The organism is Leptospira ryugenii, from assembly GCF_003114855.1.
Lineage (GTDB): Bacteria > Spirochaetota > Leptospiria > Leptospirales > Leptospiraceae > Leptospira_A > Leptospira_A ryugenii.
Window position 1 is genome coordinate 218013 of sequence record NZ_BFBB01000005.1, and the last position, 14938, is coordinate 232950.

13 protein-coding genes are annotated in these 14938 nt (G+C 40.2%); 7 read left to right on the plus strand and 6 right to left on the minus strand.

Annotation, left to right across the window (positions count from 1 at the left end):
- Positions 1–83 precede the first annotated feature (83 nt).
- Positions 84–983 (plus strand): alpha/beta fold hydrolase, encoded by a 900-nt coding sequence (locus DI060_RS10890; protein WP_108976526.1) that lies wholly within the window; start codon positions 84–86, stop codon positions 981–983.
- A 4-nt stretch (positions 984–987) separates the two neighbouring features.
- On the opposite strand, the gene DI060_RS10895 is transcribed toward DI060_RS10890, so the two are convergent.
- From DI060_RS10895 to dapA, 4 genes are read right to left on the minus strand one after another with little or no spacing between them, the layout of a single operon-like run.
- Positions 988–2049, minus strand: a complete 1062-nt coding sequence (locus tag DI060_RS10895) for a CdaR family protein (RefSeq protein ID WP_108976527.1) — start codon at positions 2047–2049, stop codon at positions 988–990.
- A gap of 8 nt (positions 2050–2057) precedes the next feature.
- The gene (gene cdaA / locus DI060_RS10900; protein ID WP_108976528.1) at positions 2058–2876 is read right to left on the minus strand and encodes a diadenylate cyclase CdaA; all 819 of its coding nucleotides are present in this window, start codon (positions 2874–2876) and stop codon (positions 2058–2060) included.
- Position 2877: 1 nt separating this feature from the next.
- Positions 2878–3681 carry a 4-hydroxy-tetrahydrodipicolinate reductase gene (gene dapB / locus DI060_RS10905; protein ID WP_108976529.1) on the minus strand — a complete coding sequence of 268 codons (804 nt, stop codon included), beginning with the start codon at positions 3679–3681 and terminating at the stop codon, positions 2878–2880.
- Positions 3674–4558, minus strand: a complete 885-nt coding sequence (dapA, locus tag DI060_RS10910) for a 4-hydroxy-tetrahydrodipicolinate synthase (protein WP_108976530.1) — start codon at positions 4556–4558, stop codon at positions 3674–3676. The genes dapB and dapA overlap by 8 nt, the downstream gene beginning before the upstream one ends.
- 77 nt (positions 4559–4635) lie before the next feature.
- Between dapA and DI060_RS10915 the strand changes: the two genes are divergently transcribed.
- The gene (locus tag DI060_RS10915; protein ID WP_108976531.1) at positions 4636–5715 is read left to right on the plus strand and encodes an MraY family glycosyltransferase; all 1080 of its coding nucleotides are present in this window, start codon (positions 4636–4638) and stop codon (positions 5713–5715) included.
- A 63-nt stretch (positions 5716–5778) separates the two neighbouring features.
- The gene (locus tag DI060_RS10920; RefSeq protein ID WP_244594367.1) at positions 5779–6738 is read left to right on the plus strand and encodes a DUF368 domain-containing protein; all 960 of its coding nucleotides are present in this window, start codon (positions 5779–5781) and stop codon (positions 6736–6738) included.
- A 41-nt stretch (positions 6739–6779) separates the two neighbouring features.
- On the opposite strand, the gene DI060_RS10925 is transcribed toward DI060_RS10920, so the two are convergent.
- The gene (locus tag DI060_RS10925) at positions 6780–8264 is read right to left on the minus strand and encodes a sodium:proton antiporter (RefSeq protein WP_209452033.1); all 1485 of its coding nucleotides are present in this window, start codon (positions 8262–8264) and stop codon (positions 6780–6782) included.
- 266 nt (positions 8265–8530) lie between these two features.
- Between DI060_RS10925 and DI060_RS10930 the strand changes: the two genes are divergently transcribed.
- The 4 genes from DI060_RS10930 (at position 8531) to DI060_RS10945 (ending at position 12440) form a co-directional block, all read left to right on the plus strand.
- Positions 8531–9220 (plus strand): YdcF family protein, encoded by a 690-nt coding sequence (locus DI060_RS10930; protein WP_244594368.1) that lies wholly within the window; start codon positions 8531–8533, stop codon positions 9218–9220.
- Positions 9221–9286: 66 nt separating this feature from the next.
- Positions 9287–9679 carry a cytochrome c maturation protein CcmE domain-containing protein gene (locus DI060_RS10935; protein ID WP_108976534.1) on the plus strand — a complete coding sequence of 131 codons (393 nt, stop codon included), beginning with the start codon at positions 9287–9289 and terminating at the stop codon, positions 9677–9679.
- Positions 9676–11883: a heme lyase CcmF/NrfE family subunit gene (locus DI060_RS10940; RefSeq protein ID WP_108976535.1), complete on the plus strand. Its 2208-nt coding sequence runs from the start codon at positions 9676–9678 to the stop codon at positions 11881–11883. Before DI060_RS10935 ends, DI060_RS10940 begins: the two co-directional genes overlap by 4 nt.
- Positions 11880–12440 (plus strand): cytochrome c-type biogenesis protein CcmH, encoded by a 561-nt coding sequence (locus DI060_RS10945; RefSeq protein WP_108976536.1) that lies wholly within the window; start codon positions 11880–11882, stop codon positions 12438–12440. Before DI060_RS10940 ends, DI060_RS10945 begins: the two co-directional genes overlap by 4 nt.
- On the opposite strand, the gene DI060_RS10950 is transcribed toward DI060_RS10945, so the two are convergent.
- Entirely contained in the window at positions 12437–14932 is a 2496-nt protein-coding gene (locus tag DI060_RS10950; protein ID WP_108976537.1) for a penicillin acylase family protein, read from the minus strand. The two genes, DI060_RS10945 and DI060_RS10950, sit on opposite strands and share 4 nt — an antisense overlap.
- Positions 14933–14938 lie beyond the last annotated feature (6 nt).

A 14938-nucleotide genomic window follows, 5' to 3' on the forward strand; every position in this document is an offset into this window, starting at 1 on the left:
AATTAGAGTATCGACAAGCAGAATCCCCATTCTAAGGAGTTTTTCATTGACGCATAGCTAAATCAAATTTTTACATTAGATGTATGAATGAATCCAATCTCCCTAAACGAAATGCGACAGAATGGCTAGCAAGTGGGAAGTATTTTGATTATAACAAATTTCAAATTTTTTATATAAATGAAGGAAGAGGTTCCAACTTACTCTTATTACATGGATTTCCTACTTCCTCGTGGGATTATTCAAAAGTTTTTGCCGGGTTTAGCCGTTTTTATAACTGTTTTGCGATCGATTTTTTAGGATTTGGTTATTCTTCAAAACCAGAAAAACACAATTACCACATCATAGAACAAACGGATATTATAGAATCCTTCATTGAGAAAAATGCACTGAAACGGGTAAAATTTGTTTTCCATGATTATGCTGTAAGTGTGGGCCAAGAAATCTTAGCCAGACACCTTGATCCAAAAACAAAAAAATATGAAATAGATGGCGCTGTGTTCTTAAATGGTGGTCTATTTCCTCACCTCCACCGACCCACAACAACACAGAAATTACTAACGATTCCTTATCTTGGAGCATTCCTTGCGAAGTTATTTAACTTTAAAAAATTTTCAAAGGCGTTTTCAGAAGTCTTTGGACCAAATACAAAGCCAGAAGAGAGAGAATTAGCCTCTCTCTGGAAAATTGTAACTTATCCAGGAAATGTGAAAATAGGCAATCGGCTATTGCACTATATTAAAGATAGAAAGCAATATGCAGATCGTTGGCACAAAGCAATAGAACAAACTGAAGTTCCTTTATTGTTTATCAATGGGGAAAGTGATCCAGTGAGTGGAAAACATTTAGTTGATTATTTAGAAAAATTGAAATTAAAAAATGCACGCATCATAAGGTGGCCAGAGATCGGACACTACCCGCAATGGGAAAATGCAAAGGGCTCATATGAGGAGATTCATAAATTCTTTAAGTCTTTGCAAACTTAGAACTTTAACTTTTATTTCCTTCTTTCCAAAATGGAGGCTCTTCCAAAGTAGAACCTTCATCGCCTGAATCGTTGTTATCTGGATCTAGAGAGTTTGTATCCCGAACACGGTAACGAATTTCTATTTTTTCTGGACTGATTTGTAAAATCTCTGTATTTTTAAGATCTTTACTTTTGATGACTCTCACTTTTGCAATCTGTGGCTGAGTATCAGGTACAATTTTATTTTTGATCGGGTCATAGGTATAATTGCAGGGAACTTGTGCTACAAGTCCCGTGAGAATTTGAGCAGAACGGATTGGTTTGATTGAAAAATATCGGATTGCTATCTGGTCTTCAGAAAACTCAGCTTCCAATCTCGGATCAAGCCCGGTGCAAACGATAGGAATACCAGCTGCAGTCTGTTCACCTGTTTTGTAGGCCATAGGAATGATGTTCACATTTACGGTAACATCTCTCGATCCGAGTAAATTTATCCCCTTAGGTAAGTCAGGAATGCGCACTGTCTTAGCAAATGGTTCCTTCCTATCATTCAGATTGATCTCTGGTAAAGTGATCTTATTCAATTTTTCTAAATCCTGTGGTTTACCACTGATAGTTACCTTGGAAGGACTTAAAATTTGAGTCAACTTTTCAAAATTAGGTGGTGGACTACCCTCAAAACTAGCCTCAAGCTGAACAACTTTAAGTCCACGAGATTCTATCTCTACAGGCACTGTTTTTTTAAGTTTTGTGACTTTAACACCACTTGGGACTCCTACAATTTTTTTGATAGGAACTTCTGTGACTCCGTACTGAACGTCCTCAGGATCAATCACGGCTTTCATGAATTGAGAATAATAATTTACAACATCCTTTAAGCCTTCCACTCTTACAGGGATGGTTTTCTCCGCATTTTTTGAATAGGAGAGGTTTCCACTTAACTTCGGATATTCTATAGGAACGTTTACCGTCTTGATTAATATCTTTGAATTCTGAAGATTGATATAAAAAATGCAGGCAATTAGAAAGGATGCAATCTTTGCTTTCCAATTTCTCAACAGTTTTTCTAATACTTTTACAACCATTGATATAATCATTTCTCCTTCTTGACTTTTTTATCTAAGTCAAGATTTACCTTCTTCTGCCCACCTGACATCAATTGGTTGATCAATGGCTTTAGCTCCAATGGCTTTACTGGATGAAACATTTCACCTGCAAAACAAACAGTGATTTCTCCTGTTTCTTCCGAAGTAACAATGACAATTGCATCTGTCTCCTCACTCAAACCCAAAGCAGATCGATGCCGAGCTCCCATTGTTGTATTTTCCATATTAGAACTCATCGGTAAGTAAGATGCTGCAGATACGATGCGATTTTGTTCTATGATCACTGCACCATCGTGCAATGGTGAATTTTTAAAGAAAATGGTTTGTAGAAGTTCTGAGCTTACAATCGAATCCAAAGGAACTGAATTTTCCGATATATCCTTTAAGCTTATATCTTTTACGAGTACGATTAATGAACCAATCTTCGCCGAGGCCATTGCTCTCACGGCATCTATGATAGGGTCTAGGTCAAAAACAGGCTTTAAAAAAAAGAGTCGGAGAAACTTTAACTTCGCAAAATCTCCTGTCAATCTTCTCAACTCTGGCTGCAAGAGCACGATGATGGCAAAAACCAAAGCAGGTCGGATGTTTGTAAGAATCCATTCTAAGAGTTCAAAATTAAAGTATTCAGCTAAACTACCAGAGATCCAAATGAGCCCCACGCCCAATAACAGTTGCAATCCTCTCGTTCTACGGAGAGTTGTGTATGTCTTATAAATAATATAAGAAACGATGAGTACATCAAGAGTGATTGAGATATAATTTTTACTCCATGGAATTATATACAATCCTCTTAAAAAATCCAATTTAGATCCCTAAAACATCAAACATATTGTATAGACCCTTTGACTTATCCTTAAGGAATTCCGCGGCTTTCACTGCCCCGACCGCGAAAGTTTTTCGGTCTTGGGCTTTGTGTGATATCTCAATCCTCTCTTCTGCACTTAAAAAATATACAGTATGATCGCCGATTACTTCGCCTGCCCTCATGGTATGCATTGCGATTTCTTTAGAGTCACGCTCAGGGTACATACCATGCCGACCATAGATAACGTTTTTCTCATTTCTATCCAAACTTTTCAAAAGGATTTCTTTCAAGTGTTGAGCAGTGCCTGAAGGGGCATCCTTTTTATGACGGTGGTGGATGTCCAAAACCTCAATATCAAATCCTTCATCTAAAACTTTGGCTGCGATTTCTGTCAGCTTAAACAGTAAATTTACACCAATAGACATATTGGGTGAAAATACGATAGGGATTTGCATAGATAAATCTTTGATTAAATTTCGATCTACATCTGTTAGTCCCGTGGTTCCGATTACGATTGGTTTTTTGTATTGAGCAGCCGTTTGTAAATTCTCTGTAAATGCACTATGAGAACTAAAGTCGATGAGAATATCGGATGCGTCGCAGGCCTTCGCCAAGTCGGAATGGAATAAAATCTGATTTTCTTTTAGGCCAGAGTGAATGCCTGAATCTAAACCGACGAACACGGAATCTTTTTTGACAACACTTGCGGAGAGTGTAGAACGATTTGAAGCCGCTAACACCTGTATGATGGCTTTGCCCATCCTACCATTTGCTCCAATCAATCCTATTTTGATTTTAGACAATGCCTTCCTCTCTCAATTTAAATACAATTGTTTTGAAGTCATCGGAAGCTTTTCCGGAGCTTAAGGGCGTCATCGGTAAGCGGAGCTCATTCTCACAATAACCAAACCAACTCATGGCCGCTTTGATTGGGATAGGATTGGTTTCGATGAATGCATTGATAAATACAGGCAAAAGTTTGAAGTAAATCTTTCGACTTGCCTCGATCTCTCCACGGTGGAAGAGCGAGACCATATCCACACATGCTCTTGGGAACAAATTGCTGACTACTGAAACAACACCTTTCCCTCCGATCGAAAGAACGGGAAGCGTTAAATTGTCATCACCTGAAAGTAAGGTAAAGGTTGGTGGCACAAGAGATACCACCTTAGCCATTTGTCCTAAATCACCCGTAGCCTCTTTGATCGATGCTATATTTTTGACTGAAGCCAACCTTTGCACAGTTTCGGGTAATAGGTTTACGTTTGTCCTGCCTGGAATGTTGTAGAGCATAACAGGAACACTTGAGTGATCGGCTACCTCTGAAAAATGGCGGAAAAGTCCTTCTTGTGTTGGTTTATTGTAATAAGGATTAACGGACAAAACCCCATCCACCCCTGCTTTGCAGGCGCTTTCGGTTAGCTCAATGGCTTCCTGCGTTGAATTGGAACCCGTGCCTGCAATGACCTGGATTCGCTTTGCAACTACCTCTACTGTCTTCTGTATGAGTTCTTTGTGTTCCTCATGAGAGAGCGTAGGTGATTCACCCGTAGTGCCGCAGGGAACTATGCCAGCAACCCCGGAGCGAATTTGGTTTTCGAGTATGGCAAAATATCGGTCATAATCGATTTTTTTGCCCCGAAAAGGGGTGATAACTGCAGTGTAGACGCCTTGAAACATAAATTTAAAACTGGAATGTGTACCCTTTTTTGCAATAAAAAACTGCCAAAACTTGGCACTCTCCGAAATTTGGGGTGATGAGCGCCCTTTTTCTAGTCCTTATTGGTTCCTCTTTTTTGTTGAGTATACTCCTACATACTTTCTATGTGTTTAGTAATTTTGGAATCCAAGACATTCCCAATGAAAGAAGCCTTCATACAGAAAGAACCAAAAAGTCTGGAGGAATGGTATTCATACCATGCTTTCTCATTTCTGTCTTCTTATGGTTGTTATTGGAACAAACAGATGTTATCTCATTTATTCCAAAATTTCCGGCAGAACCAAAGATGTACTATTTCATATTTGGACTGGTCTTTTTTTGCATGCTAGGTTTTTTTGATGATATTTTTCATCTAACACCTATTATAAGACTCTTATTGGAATATTCAGTTGTTTTCTACCTACTACACGCTCTAAAGTTTCAATTCTCTCTCTTCGGTATACAAATTGGAAACGAATGGATTCATCTTCTCTTAGGTAGTACTACCATTGTATTTTTTATCAATCTTATAAACTTTATGGATGGTTTGGACCTTTATTTGGTGGGGACACTGGCACTGGGATTTTTATTTTTACCGGTTCTATTGGGCATTTCTTTCCAAATGGAAGTATCCTATGCTTTAATTCCCTTTTTATTCTGTGTGTCTCTTAGCGGATTTGCTTTTTACAATTATCCAAAAGCAAAATTATTTATGGGCGATAGTGGCTCACTTAGCATTGGTTTTTTCCTAGCTTTTCTTCCATTGTGTTTTCAAAAAGAAAGCCTGGGAAAGGTTTCTGATTCTATTTTCATATACTTTTTTCTCTCACCTACTTTTTGGACGGATGGGCTCATCACTTTGTTTGTGCGAGCAATCCAAAAAAAATCTCTCTTCTCTGCGCATAGAGAACATTTGTACCAATATTTAACAGAGCTTAAGATAACAAAAGCGATGGTATGTCTTATCATGGTATTTTCGAATCTACCGGCTTGGAGTTTGCTACTTTGCTATCAATTGGGGTTCATAAAAACAGATCTAAGCAGTGAGGGTTGGATGTTGCTTATCATTTTTCTTTATGTAGTCGTTTATGTTTTTGTTAGACAATCAGTCCTAAATAGAAGAAAAAATATTGCTTAATTTAGTGGCAAGATAGGCTCTATTCCTATGCCTCTATCAAAGAAAGAAATCCTCTTTTGCATTTTGAACGGTTTCCTCATCGGAATCGCAAATCTAATCCCTGGAGTTTCAGGTGGAACTTTTGCTTTAATTTTAGGTCTGTATGATCGGTTGTTAGGTGCTATTACATCCATCACTCTAGATACAATCAAAATCACTTTACAATTTATATTTGGTTTTTGGCAAAAAGAGAAACAATCCTCCTTTTTTTCTGAAATGAAACGCATAGACCTTTGGTTTTTACTCTTTCTGGGACTTGGGCTTTTGATCTCCGTTGTGTCCGGGGCAAAACTCATTCAGTATCTTTTGCAAAACCATCCGGCGCCTACTTTGGCATTGTTTATTGGATTGATTCTACCTTCTCTCTCCGTACCTTACAAATTGATCGAAAAGCATAGTTTTGTCGTTTGGTTATTTTTGCTCCCAGGCATTGTTCTTACTATCGTTCCCTCTTTTTTTATGGGAGAAAATGTTGGGTCTGAGAATCCACTTGTTGCCTTATTAACTGGTGCGATTGCTATATCTGCAATGATCCTGCCTGGCATTTCTGGCTCTTATATAATGTTAGTTCTAGGAGAATACCAAATTGTCATTGGAAAACTTTCCACTATAACCGAACTTTCTTCGATCGTTTTTTTAATGGCCTTTGGTATTGGTTGTTTGGTTGGTCTCATAGTGTTTACTCACTTTGTAAAGTGGCTCTTCCAGAAATACAAATCACATACAATGACTTTTTTGTTAGGATTGATTTTAGGCTCCTTCTTTATCCTTTGGCCTTTCAAGGATTATGCCAATGGACAAACAATTGTTGGGCGATCAGGTGAAGTAAAACGAGACATTCAAATCGCTACTGCAAAAAATATTCTCCCTCAGTCTACCGAAGATGTTTGGTTGCCACTACTTGCTTGTTTGGCGGGAATAGGATTGGGAATGGGGATGAATCGATTGGAAGCTTTAAACGAAAAAGAACCAGAAAAAGCTTAGTTGAGAGTGCGAGGCTAAAAACCCCGCACACCCAAGGCAATTTAGGTGAAGAAGATAAAGGTGATTACAATGAACAATGGAACTAGGATTCCCATTGAATAAGCCAAGTAGCCTCCAAATGACGGCATTTTAACTTTATTTTCTTCAGCGACCGATTTCACCATAAAATTGGGCGCATTACCGATATAGGTATTTGCACCCATAAACACAGCGCCAACCGAAATTGCTTTCAATATCTCTTCTGCTTGTGCATTGCCTATGAATTGGCCCAACGTCCATGCATCAGCACCCGCAGGAGTCAAAAGCCCTGATGCCAAAGAACCGAACGTTAAGTACGTAGGTGCATTGTCCAAGACCGATGAGAATATCCCAGTCGCCCAAAAGAATTGCCAACGCTCTGTAATGCCAAGTTCTTTGCCATGTGCTTCAAGTAGAACGAGAGCAGGTATCATGGTAATGAAAATACCAATGAAGAGATAAGCTACTTCCTGGATAGGGTGGAGTGTAAAGTTATTGTACTTTCTGAACTCTTCTTTGGAAGTAAACTTACTTGCTACAATCAAAAGGATCAAAGTCGCTTCACGGATGAAACCGAGGGATGGATGGTCTTTGATTGCAGGGATGTAATTGCTATTTAGAAAGGCAACTGCAAGAACGACGCCTAACAACCATATAATGTTTACCTGTCCCCCAATTGAAATTGGTGTTGCCGATTTTATATCTCTTTGGATGTCTTTTTTGGACTCTTTTTTGTAAGCAAGAGTATCCCAGATAAAATAAACTACCAAAAGGATTACGGAGGCAAAGATCATCTCAGGAAAAAGTTTAAATGTCCAATCAAATGGAACACCTTTCAAATAACCCAAAAAGAGTGGAGGGTCACCTAATGGAGTCAAGGAACCACCTATATTGGATACTAGAAAGATAAAAAATACGACCGTATGTACCACATGCTTTCGTTCCGAATTTGTTTTTAATAGAGGTCGGATGAGTAACATGGAAGCACCAGTGGTTCCGATGAAGGAAGCAAGCGAGGCACCAATTAACAAAAAAATAGAATTGTTGAGAGGAGTCGCTGCGATGTCTCCTTTGATCACGATCCCGCCCGAGATGTAAAACAAAGACCCTAATAAAATAATAAAAGGGATGTAATCAAAGATGATCGTATGGTAGATGTTGTGCCCATACCCATACACGAGTAATATGATGAAAGAAATGGACCCGAGGCCAACCGCCAACATCAGTTTATTGTTGTTATTCTCCCACCAATGCTCTGTTTTATGAGAAGCAATCGGTAAAATTGCAATACTCAAGAGAATTGCGACAAATGGGATCACTGACCAATAAGGTAACTCTTGGTGGACTGATTCTCCATGGGAAGAATGACCAGTCTCTTCTTGTACGCTGGTAGGTTCCGTAACTACTGGATCTTCTGCAAACAATTGTGTGGATACAAATCCAAACATGGCAAGAAGAACCAGGACTAAAAGGAGCTTTCGTAACATGCTCACCATCCTTTTTTTCAGGCTAGCATAACCGAAAGAGGCTTTCCCTGGAACAAAAAAAAGAATTACGCTCTTGTTTTTACTCAAACACTCCCCCACTTCCAGGGGAATGAGAGAAAATTCAGGGGAAAAACCGAGGATTTAAACTGAATCGGTTACAAAGTGATTTCCCAAAAGAAGGGATGGCCCTATCCTTTATCTGAATGGATACGGTATTTTTCACATTTTCCAAATTGCTAAGCCCTCTTTTATTTCCTTTTCCTTTGTTTGTTATCTGCTTCTTGCTTTTGGCACTGAAAAGATCCACAAAACGAAAGCACTGGCTTTGCCTTTGGCTATTTGTGTATGGTTTTTCCAATGCTTGGGTTGCGAACTTCCTAATTTCATCACTCGAAAAACAAAACCCTCCTATTCCTATGGAAGATGTACCCGTTGTAGAAACGATAGTCGTGTTAGGCGGAATGATCAACCCACTGGGAATCCATTCCGAACGTGTCGAAGTAACGGATGCAGCAGACCGATTGATCGATGCCGTTCGCCTCTACCGGAATGGAAAGGCCAAATTTATTTTGTTTTCAGGCGGATCTGGACTTCTGTTTTCTCCTGAGCTAAAGGAGGCTGAGAGGGCAAAACGCATCCTCTTGGACCTAGGGATTCCAGAAAGTCGTATCCTATTAGAAGACCAATCGAGAAATACCTTTGAGAATGCAAAGTTTTCCAAGGAAAAACTCCTCCTCCAAAAAAGGGAAACAAGCCTACTTGTGACATCGGCCTTCCATATGCCAAGAGCCAAGGCATGCTTTGAAAAGCAAGGAGTGGCAGTGTTTGCCTATCCCACAGACTACAGAGCTCTCAACCTAAATGCATCGGCTTTTGATCTTTGGGTTCCCTCCCTGGTCTATTGGGAGCTTTCTACCATCGCAACCAAAGAATGGATCGGGATCTGGGCCTATCGTTTCAAGGCTTACATGGATTAGATCGACTTGACTCCCGCCAAGCCACCCAAAAACTATTAAGCAGAGACTTTCTGTCTAAAGGTTTGTATGAATCAAAAATTTCTCCTTCTCCTCCTTCTGATTGGCGGAGCATTGGGTGGCATCGCCTATTTCTCTTCCAAGGAAACTTCCTTTTTACTGCTAGATGCTTCGGAACTTGCTGCTAGCGCCAATGACTATTCAGACCAGAACCTTCGAGTCCGAGGATTTGTGAAGGCAGGCACTCTTGTGCGGGAAGGGAAAAAGGCTCGTTTTGTTTTGGAACTCAATGAGAGGCAGATCCCAGTTTTATTTACAGGGGAGACACTTCTACCGGACGCTTTTAAAGAAGGTGCGCGAGCGCGGGTCGATGGACGTTGGGATAAAGGTGTACTAGTAGCGAGCCATGTGGAAGCCAAATGTGCCTCCAAGTACGAAGCTGGTTACGCAGAGGGACAATGAATAATCTAGGTACTCTACTACTCGCCTCCTCACTTGCCGTTCTTACCTTCTCTTTTATCCAGACCCTTTACGGTATTCTAAAAAAAGAGAGAAAGGCGATCGAAATTGGCCGCCTTGCTTTGATGGTCAATCCTCTCATTATATTCTTAACTTTTTTAGTTCTTTTAACTCAACTAATGCGATCAGACTATAGCAACTATTATGTTGTGATGCATTCAAGTGAACATTTACCTCTATTTTATAAAATGACATCGATCTGGTCTGGGTCATCAGGTTCACTGCTATTTTGGAATTTGATCTTAAGCCTGTTTACCTTTATCGTCCTTTGGCAGACAAGAAAATCGATCCAAGATCGGATTCCGGTGATGCATTTGATTTTATCTGGTCTTTCAGGTTTTTTCAGTTTTTTAGCTGTGTTTTATGCAGATGCACAACCATTTCGTGAGTTTATTCCGGAAGCGGTTGCAGGAAGAGGACTCAATCCACTTTTACAACATTGGGCAATGATCATCCACCCACCTATCCTGTACATTGGATATGTTAGCATTTCCATTCCGTTTGCAATTGCAATGTCAGCATTGGTTTCTGGTCACCTAACGGAAGATTGGATGAAGTTCATTCGTAAATGGACTTTGTTTTCCTGGTTTTTTTTGGGAACAGGAATACTCCTCGGTTCTAAGTGGGCTTACGAAGAGCTGGGTTGGGGGGGGTATTGGGCATGGGATCCAGTAGAAAATGCTTCCTTGATGCCTTGGCTTCTCACCTCGGCATTTGTTCATTCTGTGGTGATCCAAGAACGAAGAGGGATGTTGAAATTTTGGAATATGATCCTGATCATCCTTGCCTTTCATTTTAGTTTATTGGGCACCTGGATCACAAGGTCAGGTGTTTTGGAAGGGCCTCATAGTTTCTCCAAATCAACAATCGGAACCCCTTTTATTACTTTTATCCTGATCAGCTTTTTCTTTTTCCTGGGTTTCGTTCTCTACCGTAGAAAATCTCTTCAACCAGAAAGGAACCTCGAAGCCATCACCTCAAAAGAGGGTAGTTTTTTATTAAACAACTTCTTATTGGTTTTGGCTACCGCATCCATTTTGTTAGGTGTTTTTTCTCCGCTCCTCTATGGAAAGGAATTTAAAGCCCCTTGGTTCAATTCATGGGGTGTACCTGCAGGTATCTTTCTTTTACTACTCATGGGTTCTGCTCCACTCTTGGCTTGGCGTAAGGGTGCAGACACTGTATTCTTTAGCACACTCTGGAAACCTTTTTTGGCAGGGATTTTAGGAGGACTAAGCTATATCCTAGTCTATTCTAGGCTCTTCACAAAACCAAGCTCTAGTTATGGAGATACACTTTCTGAAGTATATTCGGTTCTTACTATAGCTGTGGGTACCTTTACCATTGCTGGGATTTTCCAGGAATACCATAGAGGTGTAAAGGCAAGAAAAGAACAAAATCCAGGCGAAGCTTACCTATATTCCGCCATGCAACTTCTATTAAAAAACAAACGTCGGTATGGTGGGTATCTCGTACATTTTTCCCTCGTTTTAATTTTTATTGGCTATGCGGGCAATGCCTTCAAACAAAACACTTCTATCAAATTCTTTTATGAATTAAACCCTCCGACTTCAGAGGAGATTCAATACACTTCCATTGACAAGGGTATACTAGGTGCCTACCAAATAGAGGCGAGTGCGCTCAAAATCAAACCTGTTCTCATCGGTGGATTGGGTAGCGAGCCAAACATACAGAATGTAATCGTTTCTGAAGAGGCAAGTTTTGTCATTTACCGTGGTGCAGAAAAAACTGCCGAGTTAGCAACCGAACGCAGATTTTATCCTCAAATCTCTCACCTAACTGGAGAATTTGAAACACATATACCTACTAGCGAACCTGCTATTCTCAATTTACCGAAGGAAGATTTTTATATACAATTAGGTGCGATAGAAGAAGCAGATTTGAGTTCTGAAAATCCTGATCTACCCTTACTTTTTATGAATTATTATTTCACGGGTAGCACAGAGAAAGAAAAACTGGCACACTTTTTAAGATTTCCGAAGCGCCTCGTTGCCAACCTAGAAATCTGGATCAATCCTTTGGTAAACTTTATCTGGCTAGGAAGTGTCATGTATTTTTTAACAGGATTGTTCCTATTGTTACCTATTGGTGAATTAAAGAAGAAAAAAAGTGAAGTAGCTGTATGAAAAAAATCTATTTCATTTCTTTTCTCTTGCTATACTCAAGTGGTCTTTTTTCACAAGTAACCACAACTAGCCTGAAAGATCCGAAGGAAATAAAGATATTTCTATCGGTGACAGATAAAGTAAGATGCATTTGTTTACCAAGTCTTCCGATACAAGCATGTTCATTTAATATGTGTTCCGCGTCAGCATATTTAAAAACCTTCATAGAAAACCAAATCAAAAGAGGTTTAACGGAAGAAAGTATCATTGATGGACTTAAAAATGGTTTTGGGGATTCCGTAAATGAAGATCCTATCGTAAAACACTTCCAAGACTCAGGAAATTCCGGGATGGTTGATTCGATCCGATATGGGTTTGGAGATGCCATTATGGCGAAACCAGATGCTACAGGTATCAACCTAACGCTATCCATTCTCGCCATTTTGGGATTGTTTGGGATATACTATTACATTCAAAAATTTCAAAAACAGAAATCTGTAGGTAAGGAATCCCAATCCGATAAACTAGATCTGGCAGACATCCAGAAAAAAATCTCGGACTGGGAAAAGAAACTCTAAGGGGAAGGAAGAAATTCCATCTTTTTAACTTTGGTCCATTTTGACTCTTCTAAAAGAATTTGGCGAGCATTCCCTTCGTTATAATCCTTCACCAAATTACCGTAATACGGACTAGCTAAATTTCCGCTATTCCCGATTGGCAATTGAGTGACTGATGAGTCCAGATTTCCATAATCGATCACACGTCTTTTGGAAGGACCAGAGGCTGCTACCCAATCTTCTTTCATCAATTTGTGTTTCAAATTATTCACAACCTCAGCCCCACCTGCTGCGGGCATAGGACCGATTTCAAAAATCTTACCAATTAAAGGAACAACTCCCAGAGGGTGCGGGTGGCGGATCTTATACAACCTCCCCCAAGTCCAAAGGCTCGGAGAGGAAGATACTTCTTTCCGTAAAAAATCCACAGTATCCTCAAACGCAAGCTGAAAGATCTCGGCTTGTGTTTCTTTCTTATCTGGGGTGCCTAAGTCATCCCAAAAGTCCGAGTTTGGATTTCGCATGAAACCACGGTAAGCATTCCAATACTCAGCAATTTCTCCGTAGATCAAAAATTTCTCTGATCCGAGCTCATCACGTAACAAACGCTTGAGAACATTGTAGTAAAGAACATCATAAACAACTGCTCCCTTTGACTCTGGTCCATGAGTATGGTCCCACTTTGTCAACAATTCCAAAGCAGCCACCTTAAGAGGGTCTTTCTGGGTTTTTAGGTGGGGAAGGATGATTTCCAAATAGGTAGGAGCAAAGGAAGAAAAGGTATCATTTTGTAAATCGGATAACTCTTCTACAGACCATTTCGCTTGCCTTCCCAAAACATCTGCTAATCGAAGGAAACGGTCAGCAGGTTGCCAATTGCCCTCTACCGAGTTCAGTCCTGGTAACTTTGCTTTTGTAACTTGGTTGTTCGCCGTTATGATGATTCCGTTGGCAGGGTTTTTTAGTTTAGGATTATTGGCTGAGGCCACATATCCAATCACATCACTTTCGCCTGTGCTTCCCTCCAGTATTTTCCGAGGGTTGCCGGATTTTAAAATCGGGAATCGACCTACAGAATAATAGGCAATGTTGCCTTTGACATCCGCATAACTAAAGTTTAATCCAGGAGCAGAGATCAAAGAAGAAGCATCATCCATCTCTTTTACGCTGCTTGCCTTACCTAAAAGGAACAATACGTCTAGTATCGGATTGTCTAAGTGGTGGTTTGCCCAAAACAAACTGACTGGCCTACCAGTATAAGCTTTGATCAGTTTGGTGACGATTGGTCCATGGTTTGTAATTTCAACTTGAAAGGGCTGGGTGGTTCCATCTTTCTTTTTGATATCATCTTTGTATATATCCAGAGCAAGCCATTTCCCTTTCGCCAAATACTTACCATTTTCAATGGTTTCAAAATACAAATTCACATCATCCTGTTCCAACATCGTGAGACCCCAAGCTTTGTCGCGGTTATGCGCAATGAGAGGGAAAGGAACAATAGAAAGAAAGTATCCATATGTTTCGAAACCAGGGTATTGTAGATGTGCCTCATACCAAGTCCCAGGGTTAGAAAGCGCAATGTGTGGGTCATTGGCAAGGATTGCTCCACCACTCTGCGAACGAGAAGGCGCAATAAGCCATGAGTTGCTTCCTTCTAGAGGCTCAATAGGAAGCTTGAGATCTTGGATGGCTTTGCTTAGAGTAAACAATTGGTTTAGGTTGTTTTTGGTGAAAGCTTTTTGAGACTTACTATCCTCAGGGGACAAAGAAGGCTTGTATGCCAATTTAGGCGATCCTGGCTGCGACTCTATAATGGTAACAGCCTCCGTCTCTAAATCATACCGAGGAAAAAGCTCTTTCACATTTCGATTCTTTAACTCGGATTCTAAAATTGTGAACAAACTGTCCGACTTTATACCTTCAGCAAATGAGAAACCCATATAATACAAGAATGCAATCGCATCCACACGATCGAAATGCCCAGGTTTTGTTCCAAGGATAGTAAATTCTATTGGATACACACCTTCATCTACGAAGGCATTGATTCCTGAAAGAAAAGAATCCAAGTGAACCCAAGCTTCAGGGCTAATGTGTTTTTGTTGATTCACATACTCTTCTGCTCGTTTTTTGAGAAGAAGTGTTTTTAAAAATTGGTCTGATTCTATTAATTTGTCCCCAAATAACTCAGATAATGTGCCTAAACCAACTCTTTTTTGCACCTCCATTTGGAAAAGCCGATCCTGTGCCATAACATAACCTAATGCAAAGTAGGTGGAGTGCGCATCTTCCCCTCTGATATGGGGAATGCCGTATTGGTCTCGCACCACAAGGACCTTTGCGGTGATCGATTTGTGTTGGACTGTCTTTTCGTAGAGGGGTGCTTTAGCAGAAACAAGCCCCCAAAAGATAAAGTGAAGGATGACGGGAAGGGAGATCAGAAAAAGAAGCCCCCCCCAGAGGAAAGGCCTTTTTTTGAAACGGGAGGAAAGGTTTTGAAGAACTTCTGCAAACATACATGA